Raw genomic sequence first — 23,771 nt, forward strand, 5'->3', positions numbered from 1 at the left:
TGCACTGAACACGACGATGTCCGATCCTCGCCCCTTGCTGTTTTCCCTTTATGAACAGGCCAGCGTCGGCTGCGGCGGTGCGCCGAGCCTCTGGACCCATCCCGCCGACGAACGGCTGCGCGCGAATACGCTCGCGTACTGGTCGGATCTCGCGCGCAAGGCCGAGCAGGCCGATCTGGACATGCTGTTCTTCGCGGACGTGCTCGGTCTGTATGACGTCTATGGCGGGTCGGCCGATGCGGCACTGCAATGGGCGGTGGAGTCGCCCGCGAACGATCCGATGATGCTGATCCCCGCGCTCGTCGCCCAGACCGAGCGGCTCGCATTCGGCGTGACCGCGAGCACGACGTATGAACATCCATTCGCGCTCGCGCGGCGCTTCAGCACGCTCGACCATCTGAGCAACGGCCGGATCGGCTGGAACATCGTGACGTCCTACCTGACGAGCGCGGCGCGCAATTTCGGGCTCGACCGGATGATCGGCCACGACGAACGCTACGCACGTGCGGAGGAGTTTCTCGACGTCGTGTACAAGCTGTGGGAAGGGAGCTGGGCGGACGACGCTGTGGTCGCCGACAAGCTCGAGCCGCGCTACGCGCGCGGTGACCGTGTTCGGCCGATCGAGCACGTAGGCATGCATTATCGCGTGCACGGTCCACACGTCTGTGCGCCGTCGCCTCAGCGCTCACCGGTGCTGATCCAGGCCGGCTGGTCCGGGCGTGGGCGCGAATTCGCGGCAAAGCACGCCGAAGTGGTGTTCGTCGCGAAGTCGAATCCACACGAGATCCGCACCGGCCTCGATGAGATCCGGCGGCTCGCGGTCGAAAATGGCCGTTCAGAGGAGGATGTGAAGGCACTCACGGTGCTGCGCATCGTGACTGCGCGTTCGTCGGCCGACGCGAAGGAGAAGTACCACGCGCTGCAGCAGCACTATCACCTGCATGCCCAACTCGTCAGCTATGCGGGCGACACGGGGATCGACATTGACCGCTATGCGGATGACGAGCCGCTGACGACGCAAACCGAAGGGCTCACGTCCTACGTGGTGCGGCCGGACGGTAGCGGCAAGCAGCTGACCGCAGGTGACGTGCGGCGCAAGTTCGCGAATGTCACGCGCGGCACCGACCTGATACTCGTCGGCTCGCCAGACGAAGTCGTCGACCAACTCGCCGAGCATGCGCGGCAGTCGACGACGAGTGGCTACATGCTCAATCCGCTGATCAGCCCAGGCACGCTGGACGATTTCGCGGAACTGATCGTGCCGGAATTGAAGAAGCGCGGCCTGTACCGGACAACGGCTCCGGCCGGCACCTTCCGCTCGCGCCTGGGAAGAGGCAATCGACTGCCCGATAGCGCCTACGGCGCGTCATTCCGGCAGGATGGGGCGGCCGAACGCTGACGATGGCGACGTGTCAACGAACAACCGGCAGTTGGCCGATACTTCATTCAACCGATGACGTGCCGCAGCAACCCCGCAGTGGCAACCCCGATGACGACTGTCGGCAACATCGGCAGACGCGTCGCGGTGAGCAGCGTCACGGCCAGCGCGATCAGGTCGGCCGGTTTGCCGGAAACGAAGTGCGGAGCAATCACGGAGATCATCACGCAACCCGGCGCGGCCTCCATCACCGTGACGGCCCGCGGACTTAATTTGCGATTGCGAAAGACCATGTAGCCGGCCACGCGCGTTGCGTATGTCGAGGCGGCCATCAGCACGATAGTCAGAAGGGTCATCGGATCGATCATGATTGCTCTCCGAGAAACCATGCGGCAACCAACCCGGAGATGGCGCCCGCGAGGACGTACCATGCCCCGGGCAGCATCAGGTATGTCGTGGCCGCAACGGCGAGCGATACCATCCACGGCCGTGCGGCGTGCAAGCCCTTCCACATCCCTCGCAACAGCACGAGAAATACCGCGGGGAAGGCCATCTGGAAACCCCAGACCTCAACATCGCCGATCGTCGGGCCAAGGGCAGCCCCGACTGCGGTCGACACCACCCATGTCACGTAGAGGCCCAGAGATACGCCGAGGTAGTAGCGCAGGCAGAACGCGTCCGCCAGACCGGCTTTCGCGCGCTGACGCGCATCGGCCAACCCCATCGCCCAACTCTCGTCGCACATGAAGAACAGCGCTGGTAATACTTCGCGTCTGGGGAGACGCCGGAGAAACGGCGCCAGGACCGCCCCCATGAGTAGATGCCTGCTGTTGACGAGCAACGTAACGGCCACGATCAGCAGCACGTGCGGCGGAGTCGTCCACAGTGAAACGGCAGCGAACTCCGAGCCGCCACCGAAGTTGAGGCCCGTCATCAGCGGCACTTCGAATGGAAGAAAGCCCTTTTGCGCGGCTTGCGCGCCCAAAACCAGTGCAAAGGCCGCGAATCCGGCCATGACCGGCATGGCGTCTTTCAAGCCGCGCACGAGGTCGTCGGTGTCATGTGTCGATGTACCGGCCGATCGGCACGAGGAAAAGCTGTCCATCAGTGATAATACCAATTGCGTGAACGATTTGGTATTTTCGGCCAAAATCGCCGGCATGGGGTTGCGTTTGTGCCCATATTTTTAGAAATTTTGGCATCCGCACTTGAATGTTGCGATATTTTCAGCCTTGGATGCCAATTTGTTTTGGCGGTATGCGCCGAAAACCTGCCCCCGATATACCGCCCCCAGTTCATCGATGTCCCGGCATGTCGAGCATCCATTCAGCAACGAGCATCCGCATCAACACGTTGTTCAGAATCTTCCCGGCCGGTTCGTTCGGCAACGCTTCAGGGATCGTCATACGGAAGTAATGGATGCCGTCCAGCAGCGCGATCGAGGCAAGCGCATGGCCTGCATAAGACCGTGAAAACTGCATGCCAAGACGCCCACAGCACCGTTCGATGAAGCGCGCGATGAGTTCGCGCCTTTCGACGTAGAGAACGTTCAAGTGTTGCCGGAAGCTCGCGTCGCGCATCGCGAGCAGACGCGCCTCGGCCCAGATGATGTAGTTGCCGTCGTCGTGGTAATACCGCTCGACCAGTAACGCGAGCGGCATGTGTAAGTCTTTGCCTGGCGGCGCGGAACAGAGCAACGCTTGGACAGCTTCCCTTAAGTCCTGGTGATCCGCCCGCAGCAGTTCGACGAACAGGTCGTGTTTGTTGCTGAAGTTCGAGTAGAACGCGCCGCGGGTATATCCGGCCTGCGCAACAATATCCTCCACACTTGTCGCAGCAAACCCTTTCTCCACGATACGCAGCGCTGCCGCATCAAGCAAGCGCCGCCGCGTTCGCGCGCGATTTTCTGCTCGCGTCAATCGTTTTGGTAAAGACGACAAAGCACTCACCCCGGCAAACGGCAATGGTTCGAAGCGGTATTCGGTTATAGTCGCCAGGCACCGACGCTAGTTATTTGCTCGCTACCGCCTCGAGTTCACCAGGCTGCCAACCGCCACCTAGCGCCTTGAACGCGGCGACAGCCGCGCGTGCCGATTCTGTTTGTGCCTGCACCCGCTCATCGGACGCACGCAGTAGGCGCTCGTCGGCCTGCAACACTTCGACCAGGCTGATGACCCCTTTCTGATAGGCGGCAAACGACGCGGTACGCGCCCGCCCGAGCGAGTTCACACCGGACGCAAGCACGGTCGCCTGCTCCTCACGCTTCACGAGCGCAGAGAACGCATTTTCCACGTCCTCAGTCGCACGAAGCACGGCAAGTCGATACGCGGCCAGGTTTTCTGCTGTCTGGCCCTTGGCCTGTTGGATCTGTGCGTTGATGCGACCGAAATCAAACAGACGCCAGCGCAACCCGACAACGCCAGAGGCCTGATTCGCACCGCTCGAGAATAGGTTGCCGCTGGCCACGGAGGTGGCGCTGCCGATTAATCCGCTGAGCGACAGTTTCGGGTAGTACTCGGCGATGGCGACCCCAATGCGCGCGTTGGATGCCGCAAGATGGCGCTCGGCCACGATCAGGTCGGGCCTGCGTGTCAGCAACTCGCCCGGAGACCCGGTAGCCGTGATCCGCGGGGTGGCCGGGATGCCGCCAGTGTCGGCTAGTTCGGCACGATGCGTACCGGGCTGCGCTCCCAACATGACATCCAGCGCGTTCATCGCCGCCTCTAGGCCGGTCTCCAGAACCGGGACGGAGGCCTGAACCTGGGCGAGGGCGCCTTCGGCCTGGTTCACTTGAAGTTCGGCTGCCAGTCCCTTGCCATACAGAAGTCTGACGGTGGAGAGCAGATCCTGTTGTGTCCGAACCTGATCGTGCGCCACCCGCAGACGCGCCTGCAACCCGCGAATGCTGATGTAGATATCGGCCGTTTGCGCGGCCACGGCCAGTCGCGTCGCCACTGCCCCCGCTTCCGACGCCCGATAGTCGGCCAGCGCCGCTTCTCGTCCTCGACGCAGTCCCCCAAACACGTCCAGTTCCCAGCTTGCGTTGAAGTTGGCCTCGTAGTCATTGCCGTAGCGATCGAAGCCGGGTGTCGAATTCAACACGCGCCCCAATGGCGTTTCAACCGATTGATAGGCGCGCGCCGCCTGGCCACTGACGTCGCCCGACGGCAACAGCGCAGCGTTGGCCGCCCCGAGTCCTGCACGTGCCTGCGTAACTCGGGCCATAGCCTGAGCAAGATCGAGGTTCTGTTCCAGCGCCAGCGTCACGAACCGAGTCAGTTGCGGATCCTCAAAGCCGGCCCACCAGATGGCGAGGTCCGAGGAGGCGCTAGCATGTCGCTGCTCGACTTCGGCCTGGCCTTGAAATCGATCAGGCATTGCGACCTTGGGCTGAACATAATCGGGACCGACCGCGCATCCTGTCAGGACGCTCGCTGCAGTCAGCACTGCGAGGAAATTTTTACGGGGCATGGGTGCTCACGGGCATAACCAAAGAGTGACCATAATATCAAATGGTCACCAATTGTCCATGAGAGAAACTGGCGGTAACCTTAAGCCCATGAAAAATGCTGACATTTCCCCCATCCCGGCGCGCGGCCCGGCCGACCACGACGTACGCGATCAGATCGTTGCCGCCGCCACCGAGCACTTCAGCCAATACGGCTACGAAAAGACGACAGTCTCCGACCTGGCCCGTGCTATTGGTTTTTCGAAGGCCTATATCTACAAGTTCTTCGAGTCGAAACAAGCCATCGGCGAAATGATCTGCGCCAACTGCCTGAGCCAGATCGAAGCTCAGGTGCGGTCGGCAGTCGGGGAGGCCGATTTGCCCTCGGAGAAGTTGCGACGGGTCTTCAAGGTCACCACCGAAGCGAGCCTTCGCCTGTTTTTTCAGGACCGCAAGCTGTACGAGATCGCCGCATCCGCAGCCACGGAAAACTGGCAATCGGTCATTGCCTACGAAGCGCGCGTCCGGGCGCTGCTGCAGGAGATCCTCCTGGAGGGAAGGCAGCGCGGCGACTTCGAGCGCAAGACTCCGCTCGACGAAACCACGATGTCGATCTATCTGGTGATGCGTCCCTACCTCAACCCGCTGCTGCTGCAGCACAATTTCGATTACACCGCCGTCGCGCCGGCACAATTGGCCAGCCTCGTGCTCCGCAGTCTGTCACCATGATGTGATTGAATATGTGACCATTGACTAATTTGGTCACTAGAATCAAAATGAAAGTCCCAATCACTTCATCAATGGGACTTTCATGCTTCGGCGTCGCCTCGCTCTCTCCGCAGTCGCCTCCACACTGCCATTCGCGCTAGTCGCCTGCAGTGGGAAGGCGCCTTCCGACCCGCGCACCGAGGCTCCCCTCGTGCGTACTGCCGTCGTACAGGCAGCCGCCCCGGCCTCCCGCTCGTTTACAGGGACCGTCGCCGCACGCGTACAGAGCGATCTCGGGTTTCGCGTCTCCGGCAAGGTGCTTGAACGACTCGTAGACACCGGACAAACGGTCAAGCGCGGTCAGCCGCTGATGCGCATCGATCCAGTCGATCTGAAACTGGCGGCGCGAGCACGCCAGGACGCAGTTACCGCGGCGCGCGCTCGGGCCCTGCAGACTGCACAGGACGAGAACCGCTACCGCGAACTGCGTGGCACCGGTGCGATATCGGCATCTGCCTACGACCAGATCAAGGCAGCGGCAGATGCCGCTCTAGCCCAACTCAGCGCCGCCGAGGCTGACGCCAATGTCGCGCGTAATGCGACCAGCTATGCCGAACTCGTTGCCGATGGGGACGGCGTCGTCATGGAAACGCTGGCGGAACCGGGACAGGTCGTCAGCGCGGGCCAACCTGTGGTGCGGCTTGCGCATGCCGGCAGCCGAGAAGTCGTCATCCAGTTACCGGAAACTCTGCGCCCAGCCGTCGGCTCGATCGCGCAGGCTGCGCTATTTGGCAAGCAAGGCGTGATCGTTCCCGCGACGCTGCGCCAGCTCTCCGATACTGCCGATTCCCGTACACGTACTTTCGAGGCACGCTATGTCTTGCAGGGCGCGTTGACTGCCGCGCCACTGGGATCGACCGCCACGATCGAGATACCGGATTCGCGCCCGGCACTGCAAGGCGGCTTGCAAGTACCGATCGGAGCATTACTGGATGCCGGCAAGGGACCCGGCGTGTGGATCATCAACGGCGAGCCGGCCAAGGTTACGTGGCGATCGGTTACTGTCGAGCATCTGGATGACGAGAACGCCCGCGTATCCGGCGCACTCAAGCAAGGTGACCGCGTCGTCGCGCTTGGCGCCCAGTTGCTGCGTGAAGGGGAACAGGTGCGCGTATCCAGCCAGGCCATCGCGATGGCAAGCGAGGGGGCCCGTCCGTGAGCGAAGGTCGATTCAATCTGTCGGCGCTCGCCGTACGCGAGCGCGCCATCACCCTGTTCCTGATCTGCCTGATCTCTTTGGCCGGGCTCGTATCCTTCTTCAAGCTGGGCCGCGCTGAAGACCCGTCGTTCACGGTCAAGGTGATGACCATCATCACCGCATGGCCCGGCGCCACCGCGCAGGAGATGCACGATCAAGTCGCCGAGAAAATCGAAAAGCGCATGCAGGAGCTGCGCTGGTATGACCGGTCCGAGACCTATACGCGACCCGGCCTGGCCTTTACGACTCTGACCTTGCTCGACAGTACTCCTCCGTCGGAAGTACAGGAGGAGTTCTATCAAGCGCGAAAAAAGATCGGCGACGAAGCGAACAATCTTCCTTCGGGCGTCATCGGACCGATAGTCAATGACGAGTATGCTGACGTGACGTTCGCACTCTTCGCTCTTAAGGCCAAGGGCGAGCCGCAGCGCCTGCTTGTACGCGACGCGGAGACGCTGCGTCAACGGCTGCTGCATGTGCCGGGGGTCAAAAAGGTCAACATCATCGGCGAGCAGGCCGAACGCATCTATGTCCAACTGTCGCACGACCGGCTCGCGACGCTCGGCGTCAGCCCTCAGGACGTGTTCGCCGCGCTCAATGGTCAGAACGCGCTGACGCCGGCCGGCTCTGTCGAGACTCGCGGGCCGGAAATCTTCATTCGCCTGGACGGCGCGTTCGACAAACTGCAGAAGATTCGCGATACGCCGATCGTCGCGCAGGGACGCACGCTGAAGCTGTCCGACATCGCTACCGTCGAGCGTGGCTATGAGGATCCGGCCACGTTCATGATCCGCAACAACGGCGAACCGGCGCTGCTGCTGGGCATCGTAATGCGCGACGGCTGGAACGGGCTCGATCTCGGCAAGGCGCTGGACAGCGAAGTCGGCACAATCAATGCCGGACTGCCGTTAGGCATGAGCCTGACCAAGGTCACGGATCAGGCTGTGAACATCAGTTCGGCGGTCAACGAGTTCATGATCAAGTTCTTCGCCGCGCTGCTGGTGGTCATGTTTGTATGCTTTGTCAGCATGGGCTGGCGCGTGGGCCTCGTCGTTGCCGCTGCTGTACCGTTGACGTTGGCGATTGTCTTCGTCGTGATGGCAGCAACGGGCAAAAACTTCGATCGCATCACCCTCGGATCGCTGATCCTCGCGCTCGGGCTACTCGTCGACGACGCGATCATCGCAATCGAAATGATGGTGGTGAAGATGGAGGAGGGCTACAGCCGCCTAGCCGCATCTGCCTATGCGTGGAGCCATACCGCGGCGCCGATGCTGTCGGGCACCTTGGTAACTGCGGTCGGCTTCATGCCCAACGGGTTCGCGCATTCCTCAGCCGGCGAATACACGAGCAACATGTTCTGGATCGTCGGTATCGCACTAATCGCATCGTGGGTCGTCGCGGTAGTCTTCACGCCTTATCTCGGCGTGAAAATGCTGCCCGCCTTTGAGAAGGTCGAAGGCGGCCACGACGCGCTGTACGATACCCCGCGCTACAACCGCTTTCGCAAGTTGCTCGCGCGCGTGATCGCACACAAATGGCTGGTCGCCGGAACGGTCGTCGGTCTCTTTACGCTCGCCATCCTCGGTATGGCGGTCGTCAAGAAACAGTTCTTCCCGATCTCCGATCGGCCCGAAGTGCTGATTGAGGTACAGATGCCTTACGGAGCGTCGATCTCGCAAACCAGTGCCGCCACGGCAAAGGTTGAGGCTTGGCTTGCCAAACAAAAGGAAGCCAGGATCGTCACAGCCTACGTCGGGCAAGGTGCACCACGCTTTTATCTGGCGATGGGACCGGAACTGCCCGATCCGTCGTTCGCGAAGATCGTGGTACGCACGGACAGCCAGGACGAACGCGAGGCGTTGAAGGAACGCTTGCGGCGAACCATCGCCGACGGCCTTGCGCCCGAAGCGCGTGTGCGCGTGACACAACTCGTATTCGGTCCGTATTCGCCTTTCCCGGTGGCATACCGGATCACCGGCCCCGATCCTGACAAGTTGCGCAGTATCTCGGCAGAGGTTGAGCACGTGATGGTCGGCAGCCCGATGATGCGCACAGTCAATGCCGATTGGGGTACACGTTCGCCGACACTGCACTTTACGTTGCAACAGGACCGCCTCCAGGCGGTGGGCTTGACGTCCAGTGCTGTCGCGCAACAACTGCAGTTCCTACTCACCGGCGTACCCGTCACTGCCGTACGCGAGGATATTCGAACCGTACAGGTCATGGCGCGATCGGCTGGCGACGTGCGCCTCGACCCGGCCCGACTCAGCGACTTCACGCTGGCCGGCGCCAACGGGCAACGCATCCCGCTGTCGCAGGTTGGCACGGTCGACGTGCGAATGGAAGAGCCGATTATGCGCTGGCGTGATCGCGTGCCGACGATCACGGTGCGCGGCGACATCGCCGACGGCCTGCAACCGCCGGATGTCTCGACCGCTATCACCAAGCAGCTTCAGCCGATCATGGACAAGTTGCCCAGCGGATATCGTATCGAGCAAGCCGGCTCCATCGAGGAGTCGGGCAAGGCGACAACGGCCATGGCGCCGCTGTTTCCGATCATGCTGGCAGTAACGCTGGTCATCATCATCTTCCAGGTCCGCTCGATCTCCGCAATGGTGATGGTATTCATGACCAGTCCGCTCGGCCTAACCGGCGTGGTACCGACGTTGATTTTGTTTGGGCAGCCATTCGGCATCAATGCGCTAGTCGGCCTAATCGCGCTGTCGGGCATCCTGATGCGCAACACACTGATTCTGATCGGACAGATCCACCAGAACGAACATGCGGGACTAGATCCATTCCATGCGGTTGTCGAAGCCACCGTGCAACGTGCACGTCCGGTGATCCTGACGGCCATGGCCGCGGTTCTCGCATTCATTCCTCTGACCCATTCGGTGTTCTGGGGAACCCTGGCCTACACGCTGATCGGCGGAACATTCGCCGGGACAATTCTGACTCTGGTGTTCCTGCCGGCCATGTACTCGATCTGGTTCAAGATCCGTCCCGACGATACCGCTGACTCGCGTAAAGGTCGGCATGAGCCGACATCGCCTGCCGAACCGACCCTGAAGGACACTCTTGAAGTGTCCAATTGAAGACTTCATCTATTCACCACGATATCTCTTATGTCGAATTCCACAGTCGTAGTCGTCACCGGCGTTTCGTCGGGCATCGGGCGAGCAACCGCGGAAAAGTTCGTTAAACATGGGTGCCGTGTATTTGGCACCGTGCGCAACATCGCCAAGACGTTCCCCGTGGCCGGCGTTGAACTGGTCGAGATCGATATCCGCATCGATGCTTCGGTTCAATCCGGCATCCAGACCATCATTGATCGTGCCGGGCGCATCGACGTGCTTGTCAATAATGCCGGGGCAAGCATCTCTGGAAGTGTAGAAGAAACATCTGTCGACGAAGCTTCCGCGCTATTCGACACCAACGTATTCGGCATCCTGCGTACGATACAGGCGGTGCTCCCTCACATGCGAGCACAACGCGGCGGGCGTATCGTCAATGTCAGTTCGGTGCTCGGCTTTCTGCCGGCGCCGTATATGAGCGTCTATTCGGCGTCCAAGCACGCCGTCGAGGGGCTATCCGAAACGTTGGATCATGAAGTGCGTCAGTTCGGTGTCCGCGTGACGCTAGTCGAGCCATCTTTTACCCGAACCAATCTAGATATCAATGCGCCCGAGACCCGTGGGAGGATCGCGGACTATGGCCGCGACCGTGCGCTTGCGGCACGCGCGGTCGCCGACAACGTCAACGCAGCACCTCAGCCCGATAGCGTCGCAAACACGATCGTTGAGGGTGCCCTTGGCGCTTGGCGCATGCGTCGCACGCCGCCCGGTCAAGCCTCTCTCTTGAGCAAATTGCGGCGCTTCATGCCGGCAGGCCCCGTCGATGCGAGCTTGAGAAAGACATTCGGGCTGAGCTAAAACACTCATCTGAACCTCACATCGCACAGAGTTCGATGCTCGGGTTGATTTGATTGCGTCCCTTTCCCTGCCTTCACAATATGCCTCGTTGATGGTCGAAACCGAGGCGAGGAGGGCAGGGCAAGGGCGCTTGCCTCAACGTTTACTTGGATCGACTGCTGGTTTTTCAGCGACATCTCTGCAGAACCGATGAACTTCCCTCTAGGTCTAGTCAGGTAACGGTGTACGGCCAGTCCGCTCTGATCCGCCGATTTGCCCCAATTTGACGTCCGCAATGCGGGATACGTTGCACACGAACCATCAGCAAAGGCAGTCTCCGCGACTCACTGCTCATATCTTGAGGCAGGTTACAGTCAGGATAGCGTTGCTATCTTGTAACACTACAAAACTAAGCGTGATTGCATTTTTCCTAGCATCATCCCGAATTGGTTGATTGTAGATTGGCCGACGCTCGTTCATTCGAGGTCGGCCCTATTTGCATAACAAGGACAAATCTACTCAATCATAAAACAAATTCAAATTTATAGAATTTGCCATGACCTGATATCCAGCATCATTTGGATGCAAATGATCGCCGCTGTCATATGCTGGAAACAAGGCCGATGGATTTGAAGGGTCCTGCAATGCCTTTTCAAAATCTATTATCCCGTCCACTTCAGGTTGTGAACGAATAAATGCATTGACAGCCTGGCGCTTCGCCTCCCCATCTGAGTTGTAATATGCGGCGCCCTCATATGGGAGCAGTGTTGCTAAAAACACCTTCATTTTTTGAGCCTTCGCTTGGGAGACTGCCTCGGTTATTGCAGCGATTATTTGAGAAGCCGTAACCGCCTGGTCCGGCGCGAGTAAACCGAAGCCAATATCATTGATACCGAGAAGTATTACAACATGGGTCGCGCCAGACACACCAATGACGTCTCGTGAAAATCTGGCTTGACCGGCCGGCCCTATTACTTGGTGCAACCAACGGTTCCCGGAAATCCCCGCGTTGACTATACTTATCGGGGCAGTGCCTCCAGGGGCTGCCTGCAAGCGATCATCAAGAAAATTCGGCCATCGATGATTCGCGCCAACCGTCGAGTTATAGCCATCGGTAATAGAATCTCCAAATGTGACGACAACTTTTACATTTTCTGCAGACAAAACGTCAACTTCATTTAACCAACCGTACGAAGTGGTCACGGAAGCCGCATTCAGGGCTACCGCACTAACTTGATTGCCGGATGCAATATAATTGTTCTGCCGAGCAAGTGTGTGGCCTGTAGCCCACTGTGCTACTCCCGCAACAAATGCGCTTACTGCGAGATCGGAGTGGGTCGGAATTGCCAAACCTATCGCATCGCTCCACTGTTCCGTGCCAGGCGCAACAGTGATTTGATTGACACCGCCGAACGTCACAACACGATCCGTCGTTACATCGATTGTGCTGCTACCATTACTTCGTGCAATGTGTACAGCCGAAAACGTAACAGGGCTGCTACCGAAGAGATTCGACAGTTTTACACGTATCTGCCCGCCGCCATACGACGTATGCACAATTTGTCGAATGGTCTGATTTGATATGACGATGGGCTGAGGCGCCGCGGTGCCCGGAATAGCTTCGTTATAGTCCTGCTGCGCGGCATACCAGGTCGCTACCCAGGTACTCGGGGGACCGTCGACCCCTCCGCAGGCAGACACCAGCATTGCCATTGCAGCTCCGACAACCGCAGAACGGAGCGGCCGAAGGCGTCCAAGGATTGGTTGAAATAATTCTGTCAGCATTTCGTCTCCTAAGCTTATTTTCAATTCATGCACCTCGAATCGGATGCAATGATAAGGATTGCTTAGTAAACTGACGCGATCCTGACACGGATCGCCACTGGCAGCTCCAATCCAGTTGGACCAAAGGAATTCGGTAAATCTCACCTCTCAGTGTCGAAGCAAGAGCGATAACGGTGTCTCACATCCTCGTCGGTGCAGACAGTTCACAATGAATTCTCTGGCTCGGCAACAATTACTCTGCTACGACGGACGTCGAATTGTTCATATGTTGGCTGCTCGACAAGCTTCCGCCTGAAGACATTCATAAATCGAGGAGACAACATTCGATTCACATGCGATATCCACCGATACGTCAACGTGGCGCCGATGCAGCATAGTGAGCACGTGTGCCTGAGTAGACGTTCCGTAAGTCAACGATGATCCGTCGCGATGCAAGCCCATCCAAGCTCTCTAACGCGTTTGCCCGCGCTCGTTTCGACAGACTGCCGCCAGGGTGGAGCCGACGGGTGGCCGCGTACGAAGTCGCCGCAAATCGGATGCGAGCATTTTGCAATGCTTATGTAAACGGTGTGACGGGATCCGTGGATCTTAGAGATACGCCGGTACCCGGTGTGCACCCAAATGGTATCCGAGCGATGCATTTGATGTCGTCGAAACTCGCAAGGGCGTGCATGATTGTTAGCTCGGAGGGGTCGCGCCTCGCCTTACATAGTCAGCGATCGCCTCGAGCATGCCAATATCCAGATCTCGCATGCTGTCCGCACCAAAAAAGGTCAGCCACTTACGCGAAAGTTCTGCCGCCTGTCCGGTTGCCGCAAGTACAGACAGGTCTTCCAATGCTGAATGCTCGTCCATGCTCGCTTCCTAGTGATTGATGCCTGCGAAGTTGCCCTGTGAACTCCTGGGTACACGGTAGGGCATGCGCAACAGACCCCAAAGTTCACACCCACAAATCGCTACGCGACAAGTGTCTTATCCAGCGCATAGTATGTTATATATCATACTATGACGGTAGTGGTCGCGCCATCGGGCGCCGGGAGGTTATGTGAAACTGCTAGGAGTTGCTCTTACATTCGATGACGTGCTTCTCGTCCCGGGGTTCTCCGAAATCTTGCCCCGTGACGCCGATCTTTCGGCGTCACTTACTCGAAACATACGGCTCAGTGTGCCGCTTGTATCTGCCGCAATGGATACCGTAACGGAGGGACGACTGGCAATCGCGATGGCGCAGCATGGCGGGATAGGAATCGTTCACAAGAATTTTACTCCCGAGCGCCAAGCGGAACAGGTCGCAAAGGTCAAGCGGTTTGAGTCGGGCATGGTCCGGGATCCATTGACGGTCGCTCCGGAGATGACCGTAGGAGAGGTGCGCGCACTTGCTGCATCGCGAGGCGTTTCAGGATTCCCCGTCGTGGCTAGTGGCCGGCTTGTCGGAATCGTCACGAATCGTGATTTGCGATTCGAATCGGATCCTGGGCAGCCTGTCAGTGCGGTCATGACTCAACGCGCACGGGTTGTGACAGTCGCACCTGGAACCACACTCGCGGATGCGCGTTCTGTCATGCATCGAAACCGAATTGAACGAGTCATAGTCGTGAACGACAACGATGAGCTTCTCGGCCTAATGACAGTGAAGGATATCGTGCACCAAACTGACCATCCTGCAGCGACTAAAGATGCGCTGGGAAGGCTCCGCGTTGGGGCTGCTGTCGGCGTGAGTCACGATGTCGAAGAGCGAGTTGAGGCACTCGTCCAAGTTGGCGTGGACGTAATTGTGGTCGATACCGCTCATGGGCACAGTAAAGGAGTACTGGACCGAGTTGCCTGGATCAGGAAGAATTACTCGCAAATCGATATTATTGCGGGCAACGTCGCGACCGCGGAAGGAGCAAGGGCCCTTGTGGAGCATGGCGCCGACGGCGTCAAAGCGGGAATCGGTCCAGGGTCGATCTGCACGACTCGTGTCGTGGCTGGTGTTGGTGTGCCGCAAGTCACCGCGATCGAGCAGGTAGCACGCGGTCTCGAAGGCACGGGCGTTCCATTTATTTCCGACGGCGGAATTCGCTTCTCCGGAGACGCAGTCAAGGCGCTTGCTGCCGGAGCGCATGCAGTGATGATGGGAAGCTTGTTTGCCGGAACGGACGAAGCGCCGGGGGATGCTTTTCTATATCAAGGAAGACAATTCAAGGCGTATCGAGGAATGGGCTCTTTGGGCGCAATGAAGGATGGCGCTGCCGATCGGTATTTTCAGGACAATTCTGCGAACATCGATAAATTGGTACCCGAAGGCATTGAAGGACGGGTTGCTTGCAAGGGTCCCATTGCATCAATCATCTTCCAGATGCTGGGCGGCATCCGCTCAGGCATGGGTTATTGCGGCTGCAGGTCACTAGATGAACTGCGTCGCACTGCTCAGTATGTGCAAATCACATCGGCTGGAATGCGGGAGTCGCATGTTCATGATGTTCAAATAACACGAGAGGCACCAAATTATCGTGCAGAGTAAGCCCGCTTTTTGGTCCCGGTCGGCAGCAGGCTGGTCGTATGTCGTTTCTGCGTGCCCGACGTACTTGCACCAACACCGCCCTTGGACTGCAATCCCAAGCGCTGCATGATTCGCTGTTTCGATGCAGCGAGTATTGCGGTCGCTTCCTTCCGACTGGTCGAAGCGCGCGCAATTACAAGTGCGCCGAACATCTCCGAGAGGATCGAACTGGCGAGTCCTGCTGGATCTTTCTCACCTAGCTGCACGAGCAACTCCGCGATGCTTGCATTCAAGCGCGAAACTCCTTCATGAAAACGGGTGCGCGCCATTGTGCAAAGACGCGAAGTTTCACTTGCCAATGCCGGCACTGGACAGCCCCTCTTGGGGTCGTCCCGGTGACGGATCGACAGATAAGTATCGATAAAATTTGTAAGTTTTTCGGCAGGGTCAGAGTCACTCACATCGGAAATTAAATAGGCGTAGCGTGAATCAAAGGTGTGTCGTATGACTTCGGCAATAAGATCGTCTTTCGATTTGAAGTGGGCATAAAAACCCCCGTGCGTCAACCCGGCTTCCGCCATCACGTTGGCAATGCTGATACCGGCTGCGCCGTGTACAAGCATCTCCGCTGAGGCAACCTCAAGAATTTTGGCCCGCGTCTGGACTTTGTGTTCGTTGCTGTATCTCATGGCGCTCGTAAAAATTTCTGGAATTTTTGATCATATCGATCAAGTCGGGAACATCTACATGATAGCTCAGAGCGATCGCGACGGTCGAACCTCTGCTTGGTTAGGGTTACAGGCCAGCGCCCAGGCGAGAACCATGTCGCAAACGGCAGTGATGGCTTGAGCAAATCTCGATGGAATTTTCGATACAAATAATTTACGGCTTTTGGAAGCCAAAATTTAATTGTAGTTAAAGATTGTGGAGATTTTTATATTTTAAATACGGTCGTCACACATCAAAACAAAAATAATGAAACATATATTTTACCAAACCATACGAGGCGGGTAACATCGACGAGGCGCATGACGACTTGCGCATCGGCGAATACATTATTTTGGTGCGGGTATGGCTAATGCAAGACTTCCGAAGAAACTGAGGAGTCTACCGTCGCTAGATTTCCTGAGAGGTTTCGAATGCGCAGCGCGCCATCTGAGCTTTACGCGTGCGGGGCAGGAACTGAACGTGACGCAGTCGGCAGTAAGCCGTCAAGTCAAGGCACTCGAAGAGCAACTTCAGATCGAGCTCTTTCATCGGTACATTCGTTCGCTGGCACTGACCGAGCAGGGACGCGAACTATACGAAGCAACCTCAATCGTGTTGTCCGAGTTGGAGTCGGTGATCACAAAGTTGTCATCGAGCGTCGACCAGCACTCGGTGTCACTTTCGACTACCGTGTCATTCGCGGCGCTCTGGCTAATTCCTCGCCTCGGTTTGTTCCGCACAAGCCATCCGAACATCGACGTGCGAGTGTCCGCAACGAGTGAAGTTGAGGACCTTAAACGCAAGCGCTTACATGTGGCCGTGCGATATACAGGTCCGCATGCATCGCTCGACAATACACAGGTATTGCTTAGTGAGCGTGTCGTAGCCGTATGTAGTCCGGATCTTATTAGAAAATATCGAGAATATCCGGCAATAGAGCCATCGGATCTGGAGAAGCACGTGCTGTTGCACCTCGACGATCCGCGGGGGGAATGGCCCTGGTACGCATGGGACCCCTCTGCTAAGGATGCTCGGCGTACCAGGCCTCCGCCCCGCAGGCGCACTTCGCTTCAGCCAGTATGACCATCTCGTGCAGGCAGTCGTCGACGGACATGGAATCGGAATCGGACGGCGACCACTAGTCGACTTACTTCTGGAACAAGGGCGACTTGTTGAATTGTTCTCGCAATGTGCGGTCGCATCAGGCAACTACGTGATCGTCAGGAATCCGGATGCCAGTACCGAACCAGATATTGCGATACTGACCAACTGGCTGCTTGAACAGGCTTCTCACCACCCATTTGAATCAACCCCAGTTAGCACTGGCGGCAACGCTCCGTCGCTTTACAGTTCCGGTTAACGGCAGTACCGCCACCTCATCTTGCAATCCTCCATTCCCGCTCCGATGCATTCACCAACTTGGCAATAACCGGTGATGCGTCAAGCGGCACTTCCAGCGCCTAACCCTGTACACCACCTTGCTCCTCCCCTGGCTCGATTCGCACGTCAACCGCACGGTGCTGGCGCCGCCAAACAGACGGTGCGACGCCGAAGCGTTCGCGAAATGCCGTCGCGAAATTTCCGGGTGTGGAAAAACCGATTTCGTCTGCGATATCGTCGATCCCCATCGACGTATCCGAAAGAAAGTGCATTGCGGCACGCAGACGCATGTCGCGCAAATATTCAAACACGGTCTGACCTAGATTTTCTCGAAACACTCGCGAGAGGCGCTTCTCGTGCGTACCTACCTGCTTGGCGAGATCGTCCAGTGCAGGCGGATAGCGCAGGTCGCGTAACAGCAAATTTGTCGCCGCACGCACAAGGGCCACGTCGGGGTTGTCGGGCAATTCTGGTAAGTGTGCAAACGGCCGACTGCGTCGTGCACGCCTTAGATGGTTGCGAATTCGCGCAACAACTTCTGCAGGCTCGAAAGGCTTGACGATGTAATCGATCGCACCGGTTTCGAGCCCTGTGATGCGGTCCTGGAGATCGGCCGCAGCAGTCAGGATAATCACAGGAATAGACTGCGTGGACTGCGTCGACGCTAGCAACCGGCATGCAGCGAAACCATCCATGCGCGGCAACCGAACATCCATCAGAATTAGATCAGGGGAAATCGCTTCCGCTCGACGATAAGCCTGCAATCCGTCGAATGCGACGCTGATCCTGCACCGCGCAGCACGCAGGATCTCAGTTAGAAGCCGCAAATCACTCGGTCGATCGTCGACGATAAGAATATGTGCGTCATCGAGATCCGATGTAGAGCGCAACGCCGGGCTAGACGAATGGGATGGCATGGTTGCGAACGCGTTCCAAGATATTACTATCCGACAGAAAGCATCGCTGTACGAAACGATTCCTAGAAAATTATAGATCGAGACTAGAGATGAATGTGACGATTCTGAGGGGATTTCTGTCGAGCCTCCCCGACGTTGACCGACGGGGCGTCGCCTATACGCGTACGAAATCTCCGATACCAGCCAGGACACCGTGTAACTGCACAGCGCTTATCGACGACGATCCCGCGCGAGAGTGAGCAGCGACGTACAATCACCGCCAGCATGACGATTGCGTCAAGTTCCCGCTCCAGATGTAACGCGATGACGTTGAGACGTAACGTGCAGAAATTCGTCAAGCCAAATGGTACGACAGTCACACCCAAATGACGAGACTCACTCTTGATTAGGCATTGAAATCACACGCTATTCTTGTCGATATGCTTCCCGGTACTTGCTTGATGGGTGCTGTACTTTTCCGCATAAGCGGCCACCAAGTCCATGAGTGCGAAGAGGAGACCGGATCCTACGAACGTGACGTGCAAAATTACGAGCCAACGGATACGCGCCTCATCCAAGACAACTCCAGGCTCGGTCATCTTCATGAATGCGCGCAAGAGCGAGATCGCGGAAATTGCGACGATCGAGCCGATAAGCTTCATCTTAAGACCCGAGAAGTCCAGCGTCCCCATCCACGTCGGGCGGTCCTCGCTCGTACCCGTGTCGATCTTCGACACAAAGTTTTCGTACCCCGAAAACATGACTATTACAACGAGATTGCCAGCCAACGAGAGGTCAATGAGAGTAAGTACCGCAAGGATAATCTCCTCAGGGCTTGCAGATAGGATATTGGGTAAGAAATGAACGAGATCACCAACGAATGCCACTAAGAGCATGATAAGTGACAGGACAAGGCCAATGTAAAACGGCGCGAGCAGCCAACGCGAGTTGAACAGAAACCTTTCCAGCTTTACTTCCAGTAATTTTCGTTGTTGCATAGGGAGCTTATTTTCAATGCGTTGGATTGTGCCGGCAACGTAAGTACGCCCCAGCACAGTGCATCCTACTTCCATCGGAGGCTGATGCATCGTCTCAGTGCGCTCCCGTTCTGGCGGCCGTTTCGACGGATAATTCTAACCGAGATGGTGGCATCTATACGCACGACAAGAATGGAAAACTTCGCGATACGCCACATGGAATGGCGAGCCCCTTCTTCACGACCAAGCCCCCCCCGACCAAGTAGTTTCGATCACCCCAGTCAGGCCATGCTTTGGGTTGCTTTGCACGGTTTTCATCTCAATCAAAACCGACCACTAACGATGCACGGGATCGCTGAAGTCGGCATCCGTACGACGCACCGGCATCACTCGAGGTGAGGATGTCGACGAGAGTCTTCATCGGGGATTCATTCCAAATCGAGGCGCTGTTGGGTGACAGGTGCTATGACGCAGCACATCCGACGTGTCGGATGTGCTGCGAATGTTAGCCCTTCGATTCCGGCATCGCGGAGGAGTGGTGATTGATGATTTTCCATTCGCCGTTCAGCCTCTCGTACACATACGTATAGCGGGCCTGCGCCTGTCGATGCTTGCCGTCCCTGGTCAAATTAAACGTGTAGACGCCCGTGTCGAGCGCTACGTTGTCGTCCAGGATCCGAATCTGCCTGTAGTTGATGACAGCTTGCGGTTTTTGCTTCAAGAAGCCCGTGAAATATTTTCGGATTTCCTCTGGAGTTGTGCGTACTTGGTTCGACAAGGTCGGCTCGAGCACCGCGTTGCTCGCGTACAGCGACGTAACCTCGTCAGGGCTCCCAGTCGCGAGCGCCGCGTTCCAGCGATCAAACAACTGCGCGATTTCTGCTTGCCGGGCATCGGCAGGAGCGGCGGCGGTACCTGAGTAAACAACAGGCGTTTCGGCCTCCTTGGCGAACGTGACGGAATGAACAACAAGAGTCAGTGCAGAGGCCAGAACAATGTGCTTCAACATATGTGATTTCCTTAGGACGGGATGACTGAACGCCTTACTTGAGCGTTGGAGCCAGTTTGCTTGCCGCGTTCGCGTTCCGCATCTGCCGATAGGCAGACCGACCGTATGCCGCTCGGCATATAATCGGCACAACTTTGCTCTGCTATCTGTGAGATGGACGCTCCATCCGAGTCGCCGGCCTCCGCGCGTACAACGCGGAAAAATTATCGCCAGATCGAGGGTGGCAATGCCCGTTTGCGCGCACTAACCGGTGTCGCTGCCGCGTTAGGATCTGGCGGAGCTTGCGGGAATCCTCTACACGACGCGCTGCGATTCTCCCTCGATCTGCTGTCGTTCGATGAAGGACTTGTAATTGGCTTGGACGGGCACGCGCCGATCGTGCGCTACAGCCTCGGCGAAGTATTGCCCGAGGGAGCAGCGCCGGTAGACAACGGCGTAATGCGTGTTATCTCGCACAATGGCGGGCAACCACTCGTGCGCGACCGAGCCGCAAGCCGGCTAGGCCTTGGGAAAGCCGCACTCGAGGGTACGGAAATACTTGTCCCGTTGCGCTTCGGTGGCACAAACGGTGGCTTGCTTGTACTTGTCAGCAAGCGCCAAGTGGCTACTCCAAGTCAGGAAGACCTTGATGCGCTTCGAGTGATCGGAGTGATGCTCGGCGCTGCTTTGCTCGCGCTATCCGGTGGAGGGTTACAACCTGTCGTCGATGACAAACTCAACTTGCTAACGCCCCGCGAGCTACAAGTGTTTGCGCTGTTGCCTCGAGGGCTGACGAATGCGGCCATGGCCGATGAGCTCGGCATCGCGGCCGGCACGGTTAAAACTCACGTTGAACGTATCCTCCATAAGCTCGGCCTCGAGGATCGCACTCAAGCGGCCGTGCGAGCAGCAGATTACGGCTATGGTGAATGATGGGACTGATTCCCGGGCAGGGCTGGACGCTCGTTCGTAAAGGCGTAGTCGTAATCGGCATATCTGTGCTGATGCTCGTAGGTTCGCTTGTCACCGGATACCAACAGGCCCGAATCAGAGCTGGTCGATGGACTTCGTTTCTGACGGGCTGGCCTATGGTCGGCGGTTTCGATGCCTGAACGTGGTCGACGACTACACGCGCGAGTGCCTGGCCATCGAGGTTGATACTTCGCTGCCGGGCTTACGAGTGCAGCAAGTGCTTGAGCGGCTCAAGGAGATGCGAGGCTTACCCGCATCCATCACGGTCGACAACGGGCCGGAGTTCGCTGGTAAGGTGCTGGATGCATGGGCCTACGAAGCCGGTGTCACGCTGTCGTTCATTCGGCCTGGCAAGCCGGTGGAAAATGCCTATATCGAGAGCTTCAACGGGCGGTTCCGAGATGAATGCCTGAACGAGCACTGGTTCGTCTCAATGCGCCACGCCAGGCGGCTGATTGAGGAATGGCGTATCGAGTACAACACCGAGCGGCCTCATAGTTCGCTCGCTTATCTGACACCCGTGCAGTTCGCCCGGGCGCACGATGCAAAGCAGCAGTTTTTAACCTTGGACTCTAACTGCGGTCCGGACTAAAACCGGGGGCGGGTCAGTTGCGCACCATGAAGGTGCAAAGTGACATCCAAACACTGCTGACGTTAATTGAAGACGGTGCGACAGGAGTTCGAGGTTACGTGCTGACAGGGCGGAATGATTTCCTGATCCCATACCGAAACGCACGTCAGCAGCTTCCTACAACACTTGACGCACTTCGTGCCAATGTTCGTGACCCGGAGCAGGTCTCGCGCTCACAACGCGTCATTCCGCTTATAGAACTCAAGCTTTCCAGCCTTGATGAGTTGAGCGAGTTGCGAGGCACGACTTCTGAAGACCTGCGTGAACATTTGCTCGCGAGCAAGGAGGTTCTGGATCAACTCCGCGGCGAGATACGCGCAATGAACGAGCGCGAGGCCGCACTGGTTGAGGCGCGCACCGTTGAGGTGAAAGAAGCCATCCGTCGAAATGCTCTGATGAATGCTGCGACCGCGCTTGTTGGACTCGCCGGCAGCGCGGCGATACTAATCTTCACAATACGTATGGTTCGGCGAGTTCGGCGTGCTACCGATAACGCTGAACGATTGGCAAGTGAGTTACCACTGCTTCCTGGCGATCCCGCAACCGATGAGCTCGGACAGCTTTCCGATCGCCTAGAGCGCGCGAGTGCGGTATTGGCCACCCGGGCAGCGGCAGCGCAAGCGGCAAATCGGGCGAAAACGGACTTTCTTTCACGAACGAGCCATGAATTGCGCACACCGTTGAATGCGATTCTCGGATTTGCCCAATTGCTTGAGAGGGATTTGGGCGACCCCCAGCAACAGCAGCAAGCCTCACATATCGTTCGTGCGGGTCGCCACCTGTTAACGCTGATTGACGACGTACTCGACATCGCTCGAATCGAGTCTGGAGGACTGCCGGTTGAGTCAGAGTCAATCGACGTCGATGGATTACTGTCTGAAGCAATCGCCTTAGTGACGCCACTCGCTGACAAGCGTCAGATAAGAGTGCAAGGACCATCGGTCGATGAGTCGTTGGCGATACTCGCCGATCGACAGCGCGCGTCTCAAGTAGTACTCAATCTTCTGTCGAACGCCATCAAGTACAACCAGCATGGTGGCTGGGTTCGAATCGATGTATCGTCCGACGAGCAGGGCGTGGTTATCGATGTAGTCGATGGTGGGCCAGGTATCCCAGTAGATCTGAAGCCGCGTCTGTTTACACCGTTCGACCGGCTTGGCGCTGAACGCCACAATCGAGATGGAATTGGTCTCGGCCTTGCGCTATCGAAAAGCCTAATGCAGCAGATGAGTGGTCAAATCGATGTCGACTCGCAGCCTGGAAGCGGAAGCACCTTCAAACTGACTTTTCCTCGTGCCGCAATCTCCAGTTCGACGCAAATGGACGCCGCAGCATCCTCGTCCGACATGGTGCCCAATGTAACGCCGGATGAGCGAACCGTGCTTTGTGTCGAAGACGATGACTCGAACTTGGTCCTTGTCGAGACTCTGCTGATGCGGCGCCCGCACCTGAAGCTTATCACCGCGCGAGACGGCAATGAGGCACTCAAGCTTGTACATGATTCACCTCCCGACCTGATCTTGTTGGACCTCAATCTTCCAGGCCAGAGCGGAGAAGCAATTCTCCGCGTGATTCGTACGTCACCAGGGTTGTCGGCCATCCCGGTTGTCATCCTGAGTGCAGATGCGCTGCAAGACAGCATTGAAAGGCTGCGTACGGCCGGCGCGACCGCTTACCTCACGAAGCCTCTGGATTTGAAAGCCTTCTACACCATACTGGATGAAACCTTGACATGACAGAAGAAGAACTTTTGGCTTCGCGTGTGTTGCTTATTGATGATCAGCCGGCGAATCTCAGGCTCTTGGAAGATGTGCTCGGGAGAGAAGGGTTGTCGCATGTAATTGGAACGACAGATGCTCAGAAGGGCTTGGACATGTATGCCGCGTTTGATCCGGACCTGGTCATCCTGGATCTCATGATGCCCGACCTCGATGGCTACGCCGTGTTGGAGCAACTACACAGGCGAGGCGATCCATATGATTTTCGACCAGTCCTTGTTATCACTGCAGACGCCACGACCGAAGCAAAGCGTCGCGCCCTATCGCTCGGAGCGAAGGACTTTCTAACCAAGCCCTTCGACGCAATCGAGGCGATGCTGCGAGTCTGGAACCTCCTTGAGACCCGCGTTCTCTATAAGCGACTACGCTCATTGTCACCAGACAGCCGGATGTTAGCTACGCCATTCAGAAATGCTAGCTAGGAGTCAGTCGCCACACAAGTTAGCGCTTCGGTCAACGTGATGA

Annotated in this window: 21 protein-coding genes and 1 pseudogene; 12 read left to right on the plus strand and 10 right to left on the minus strand. The window is 57.5% G+C overall.

Going from position 1 to position 23,771, the window contains the following annotated elements:
* Window positions 1–16: 16 nt before the first annotated feature.
* Window positions 17–1,399, plus strand: coding sequence for an LLM class flavin-dependent oxidoreductase (locus tag G3O06_RS17855; protein WP_205816956.1), 1,383 nt, complete (start codon window positions 17–19; stop codon window positions 1,397–1,399).
* A gap of 47 nt (window positions 1,400–1,446) precedes the next feature.
* Here G3O06_RS17855 and G3O06_RS17860 read toward each other — a convergent pair whose 3' ends face one another.
* From G3O06_RS17860 to G3O06_RS17875, 4 genes are all read right to left on the minus strand, one after another.
* Complete coding sequence (locus G3O06_RS17860; protein WP_205816957.1) at window positions 1,447–1,746, minus strand: AzlD family protein; 300 nt, start codon at window positions 1,744–1,746, stop codon at window positions 1,447–1,449.
* A complete protein-coding gene (locus G3O06_RS17865; RefSeq protein ID WP_241020103.1) occupies window positions 1,743–2,402 on the minus strand; it encodes an AzlC family ABC transporter permease in 660 nt (219 codons plus the stop codon). Before G3O06_RS17865 ends, G3O06_RS17860 begins: the two co-directional genes overlap by 4 nt.
* 271 nt (window positions 2,403–2,673) lie before the next feature.
* A complete protein-coding gene (locus G3O06_RS17870; RefSeq protein WP_241020100.1) occupies window positions 2,674–3,258 on the minus strand; it encodes a TetR/AcrR family transcriptional regulator in 585 nt (194 codons plus the stop codon).
* Window positions 3,259–3,388: 130 nt separating this feature from the next.
* Window positions 3,389–4,849 (minus strand): TolC family protein, encoded by a 1,461-nt coding sequence (locus tag G3O06_RS17875; protein WP_205816959.1) that lies wholly within the window; start codon window positions 4,847–4,849, stop codon window positions 3,389–3,391.
* A gap of 88 nt (window positions 4,850–4,937) precedes the next feature.
* On the opposite strand from G3O06_RS17875, the gene G3O06_RS17880 reads away from it, so the two are divergent.
* From G3O06_RS17880 to G3O06_RS17895, 4 genes are all read left to right on the plus strand, one after another.
* Complete coding sequence (locus tag G3O06_RS17880; RefSeq protein WP_205816960.1) at window positions 4,938–5,555, plus strand: TetR/AcrR family transcriptional regulator; 618 nt, start codon at window positions 4,938–4,940, stop codon at window positions 5,553–5,555.
* 82 nt (window positions 5,556–5,637) lie between these two features.
* Window positions 5,638–6,753 carry an efflux RND transporter periplasmic adaptor subunit gene (locus tag G3O06_RS17885; protein WP_205816961.1) on the plus strand — a complete coding sequence of 372 codons (1,116 nt, stop codon included), beginning with the start codon at window positions 5,638–5,640 and terminating at the stop codon, window positions 6,751–6,753.
* Window positions 6,750–9,890: an efflux RND transporter permease subunit gene (locus G3O06_RS17890; RefSeq protein WP_205816962.1), complete on the plus strand. Its 3,141-nt coding sequence runs from the start codon at window positions 6,750–6,752 to the stop codon at window positions 9,888–9,890. The genes G3O06_RS17885 and G3O06_RS17890 overlap by 4 nt, the downstream gene beginning before the upstream one ends.
* Before the next feature lie 30 nt (window positions 9,891–9,920).
* A complete protein-coding gene (locus G3O06_RS17895; RefSeq protein WP_205816963.1) occupies window positions 9,921–10,727 on the plus strand; it encodes an oxidoreductase in 807 nt (268 codons plus the stop codon).
* Window positions 10,728–11,225: 498 nt separating this feature from the next.
* Here G3O06_RS17895 and G3O06_RS17900 read toward each other — a convergent pair whose 3' ends face one another.
* Window positions 11,226–12,419 (minus strand): SGNH/GDSL hydrolase family protein, encoded by a 1,194-nt coding sequence (locus G3O06_RS17900; protein ID WP_205816964.1) that lies wholly within the window; start codon window positions 12,417–12,419, stop codon window positions 11,226–11,228.
* A 750-nt stretch (window positions 12,420–13,169) separates the two neighbouring features.
* Complete coding sequence (locus G3O06_RS17905) at window positions 13,170–13,346, minus strand: hypothetical protein (RefSeq protein WP_205816965.1); 177 nt, start codon at window positions 13,344–13,346, stop codon at window positions 13,170–13,172.
* 190 nt (window positions 13,347–13,536) lie between these two features.
* On the opposite strand from G3O06_RS17905, the gene guaB reads away from it, so the two are divergent.
* Window positions 13,537–14,997 carry an IMP dehydrogenase gene (gene guaB, locus G3O06_RS17910; RefSeq protein ID WP_205816966.1) on the plus strand — a complete coding sequence of 487 codons (1,461 nt, stop codon included), beginning with the start codon at window positions 13,537–13,539 and terminating at the stop codon, window positions 14,995–14,997.
* Here the strand turns inward: guaB and G3O06_RS17915 are convergent.
* Window positions 14,982–15,665 (minus strand): TetR/AcrR family transcriptional regulator, encoded by a 684-nt coding sequence (locus G3O06_RS17915; protein ID WP_205816967.1) that lies wholly within the window; start codon window positions 15,663–15,665, stop codon window positions 14,982–14,984. The genes guaB and G3O06_RS17915 overlap by 16 nt on opposite strands.
* 382 nt (window positions 15,666–16,047) lie before the next feature.
* On the opposite strand from G3O06_RS17915, the gene G3O06_RS49735 reads away from it, so the two are divergent.
* Window positions 16,048–16,767, plus strand: coding sequence for a LysR family transcriptional regulator (locus tag G3O06_RS49735; RefSeq protein WP_205816968.1), 720 nt, complete (start codon window positions 16,048–16,050; stop codon window positions 16,765–16,767).
* A complete protein-coding gene (locus G3O06_RS49740; RefSeq protein ID WP_205816969.1) occupies window positions 16,712–17,044 on the plus strand; it encodes a LysR substrate-binding domain-containing protein in 333 nt (110 codons plus the stop codon). Before G3O06_RS49735 ends, G3O06_RS49740 begins: the two co-directional genes overlap by 56 nt.
* Before the next feature lie 100 nt (window positions 17,045–17,144).
* On the opposite strand, the gene G3O06_RS17930 is transcribed toward G3O06_RS49740, so the two are convergent.
* From G3O06_RS17930 to G3O06_RS17940, 3 genes are all read right to left on the minus strand, one after another.
* A complete protein-coding gene (locus G3O06_RS17930) occupies window positions 17,145–17,981 on the minus strand; it encodes a DNA-binding response regulator (RefSeq protein WP_205816970.1) in 837 nt (278 codons plus the stop codon).
* Window positions 17,982–18,379: 398 nt separating this feature from the next.
* On the minus strand, window positions 18,380–19,048 hold the full coding sequence (locus G3O06_RS17935) for a TIGR00645 family protein (protein WP_241020101.1): 669 nt from the start codon (window positions 19,046–19,048) through the stop codon (window positions 18,380–18,382).
* 394 nt (window positions 19,049–19,442) lie between these two features.
* On the minus strand, window positions 19,443–19,946 hold the full coding sequence (locus G3O06_RS17940) for an SgcJ/EcaC family oxidoreductase (RefSeq protein ID WP_205816971.1): 504 nt from the start codon (window positions 19,944–19,946) through the stop codon (window positions 19,443–19,445).
* Between the two features lie 378 nt (window positions 19,947–20,324).
* Here G3O06_RS17940 and G3O06_RS49990 point away from each other — a divergent pair, with 378 nt between their 5' ends.
* The 4 genes and pseudogenes from G3O06_RS49990 to G3O06_RS17960 all read left to right on the plus strand — a co-directional run bounded on the left by G3O06_RS49990 (window position 20,325) and on the right by G3O06_RS17960 (window position 23,728).
* On the plus strand, window positions 20,325–20,858 hold the full coding sequence (locus G3O06_RS49990; protein ID WP_205816972.1) for a helix-turn-helix transcriptional regulator: 534 nt from the start codon (window positions 20,325–20,327) through the stop codon (window positions 20,856–20,858).
* A 103-nt stretch (window positions 20,859–20,961) separates the two neighbouring features.
* Window positions 20,962–21,489: pseudogene (locus G3O06_RS17950) on the plus strand (IS3 family transposase); the annotation flags it as partial.
* A gap of 26 nt (window positions 21,490–21,515) precedes the next feature.
* A complete protein-coding gene (locus G3O06_RS17955) occupies window positions 21,516–23,264 on the plus strand; it encodes an ATP-binding protein (protein ID WP_241020107.1) in 1,749 nt (582 codons plus the stop codon).
* A complete protein-coding gene (locus G3O06_RS17960) occupies window positions 23,261–23,728 on the plus strand; it encodes a response regulator (RefSeq protein ID WP_205816975.1) in 468 nt (155 codons plus the stop codon). The genes G3O06_RS17955 and G3O06_RS17960 overlap by 4 nt, the downstream gene beginning before the upstream one ends.
* The last annotated feature ends 43 nt before the right edge of the window (window positions 23,729–23,771 follow it).

Origin of the sequence: Burkholderia sp. Ac-20345, from assembly GCF_017104825.1 — a bacterium.
Lineage (GTDB): Bacteria > Pseudomonadota > Gammaproteobacteria > Burkholderiales > Burkholderiaceae > Burkholderia > Burkholderia lata_B.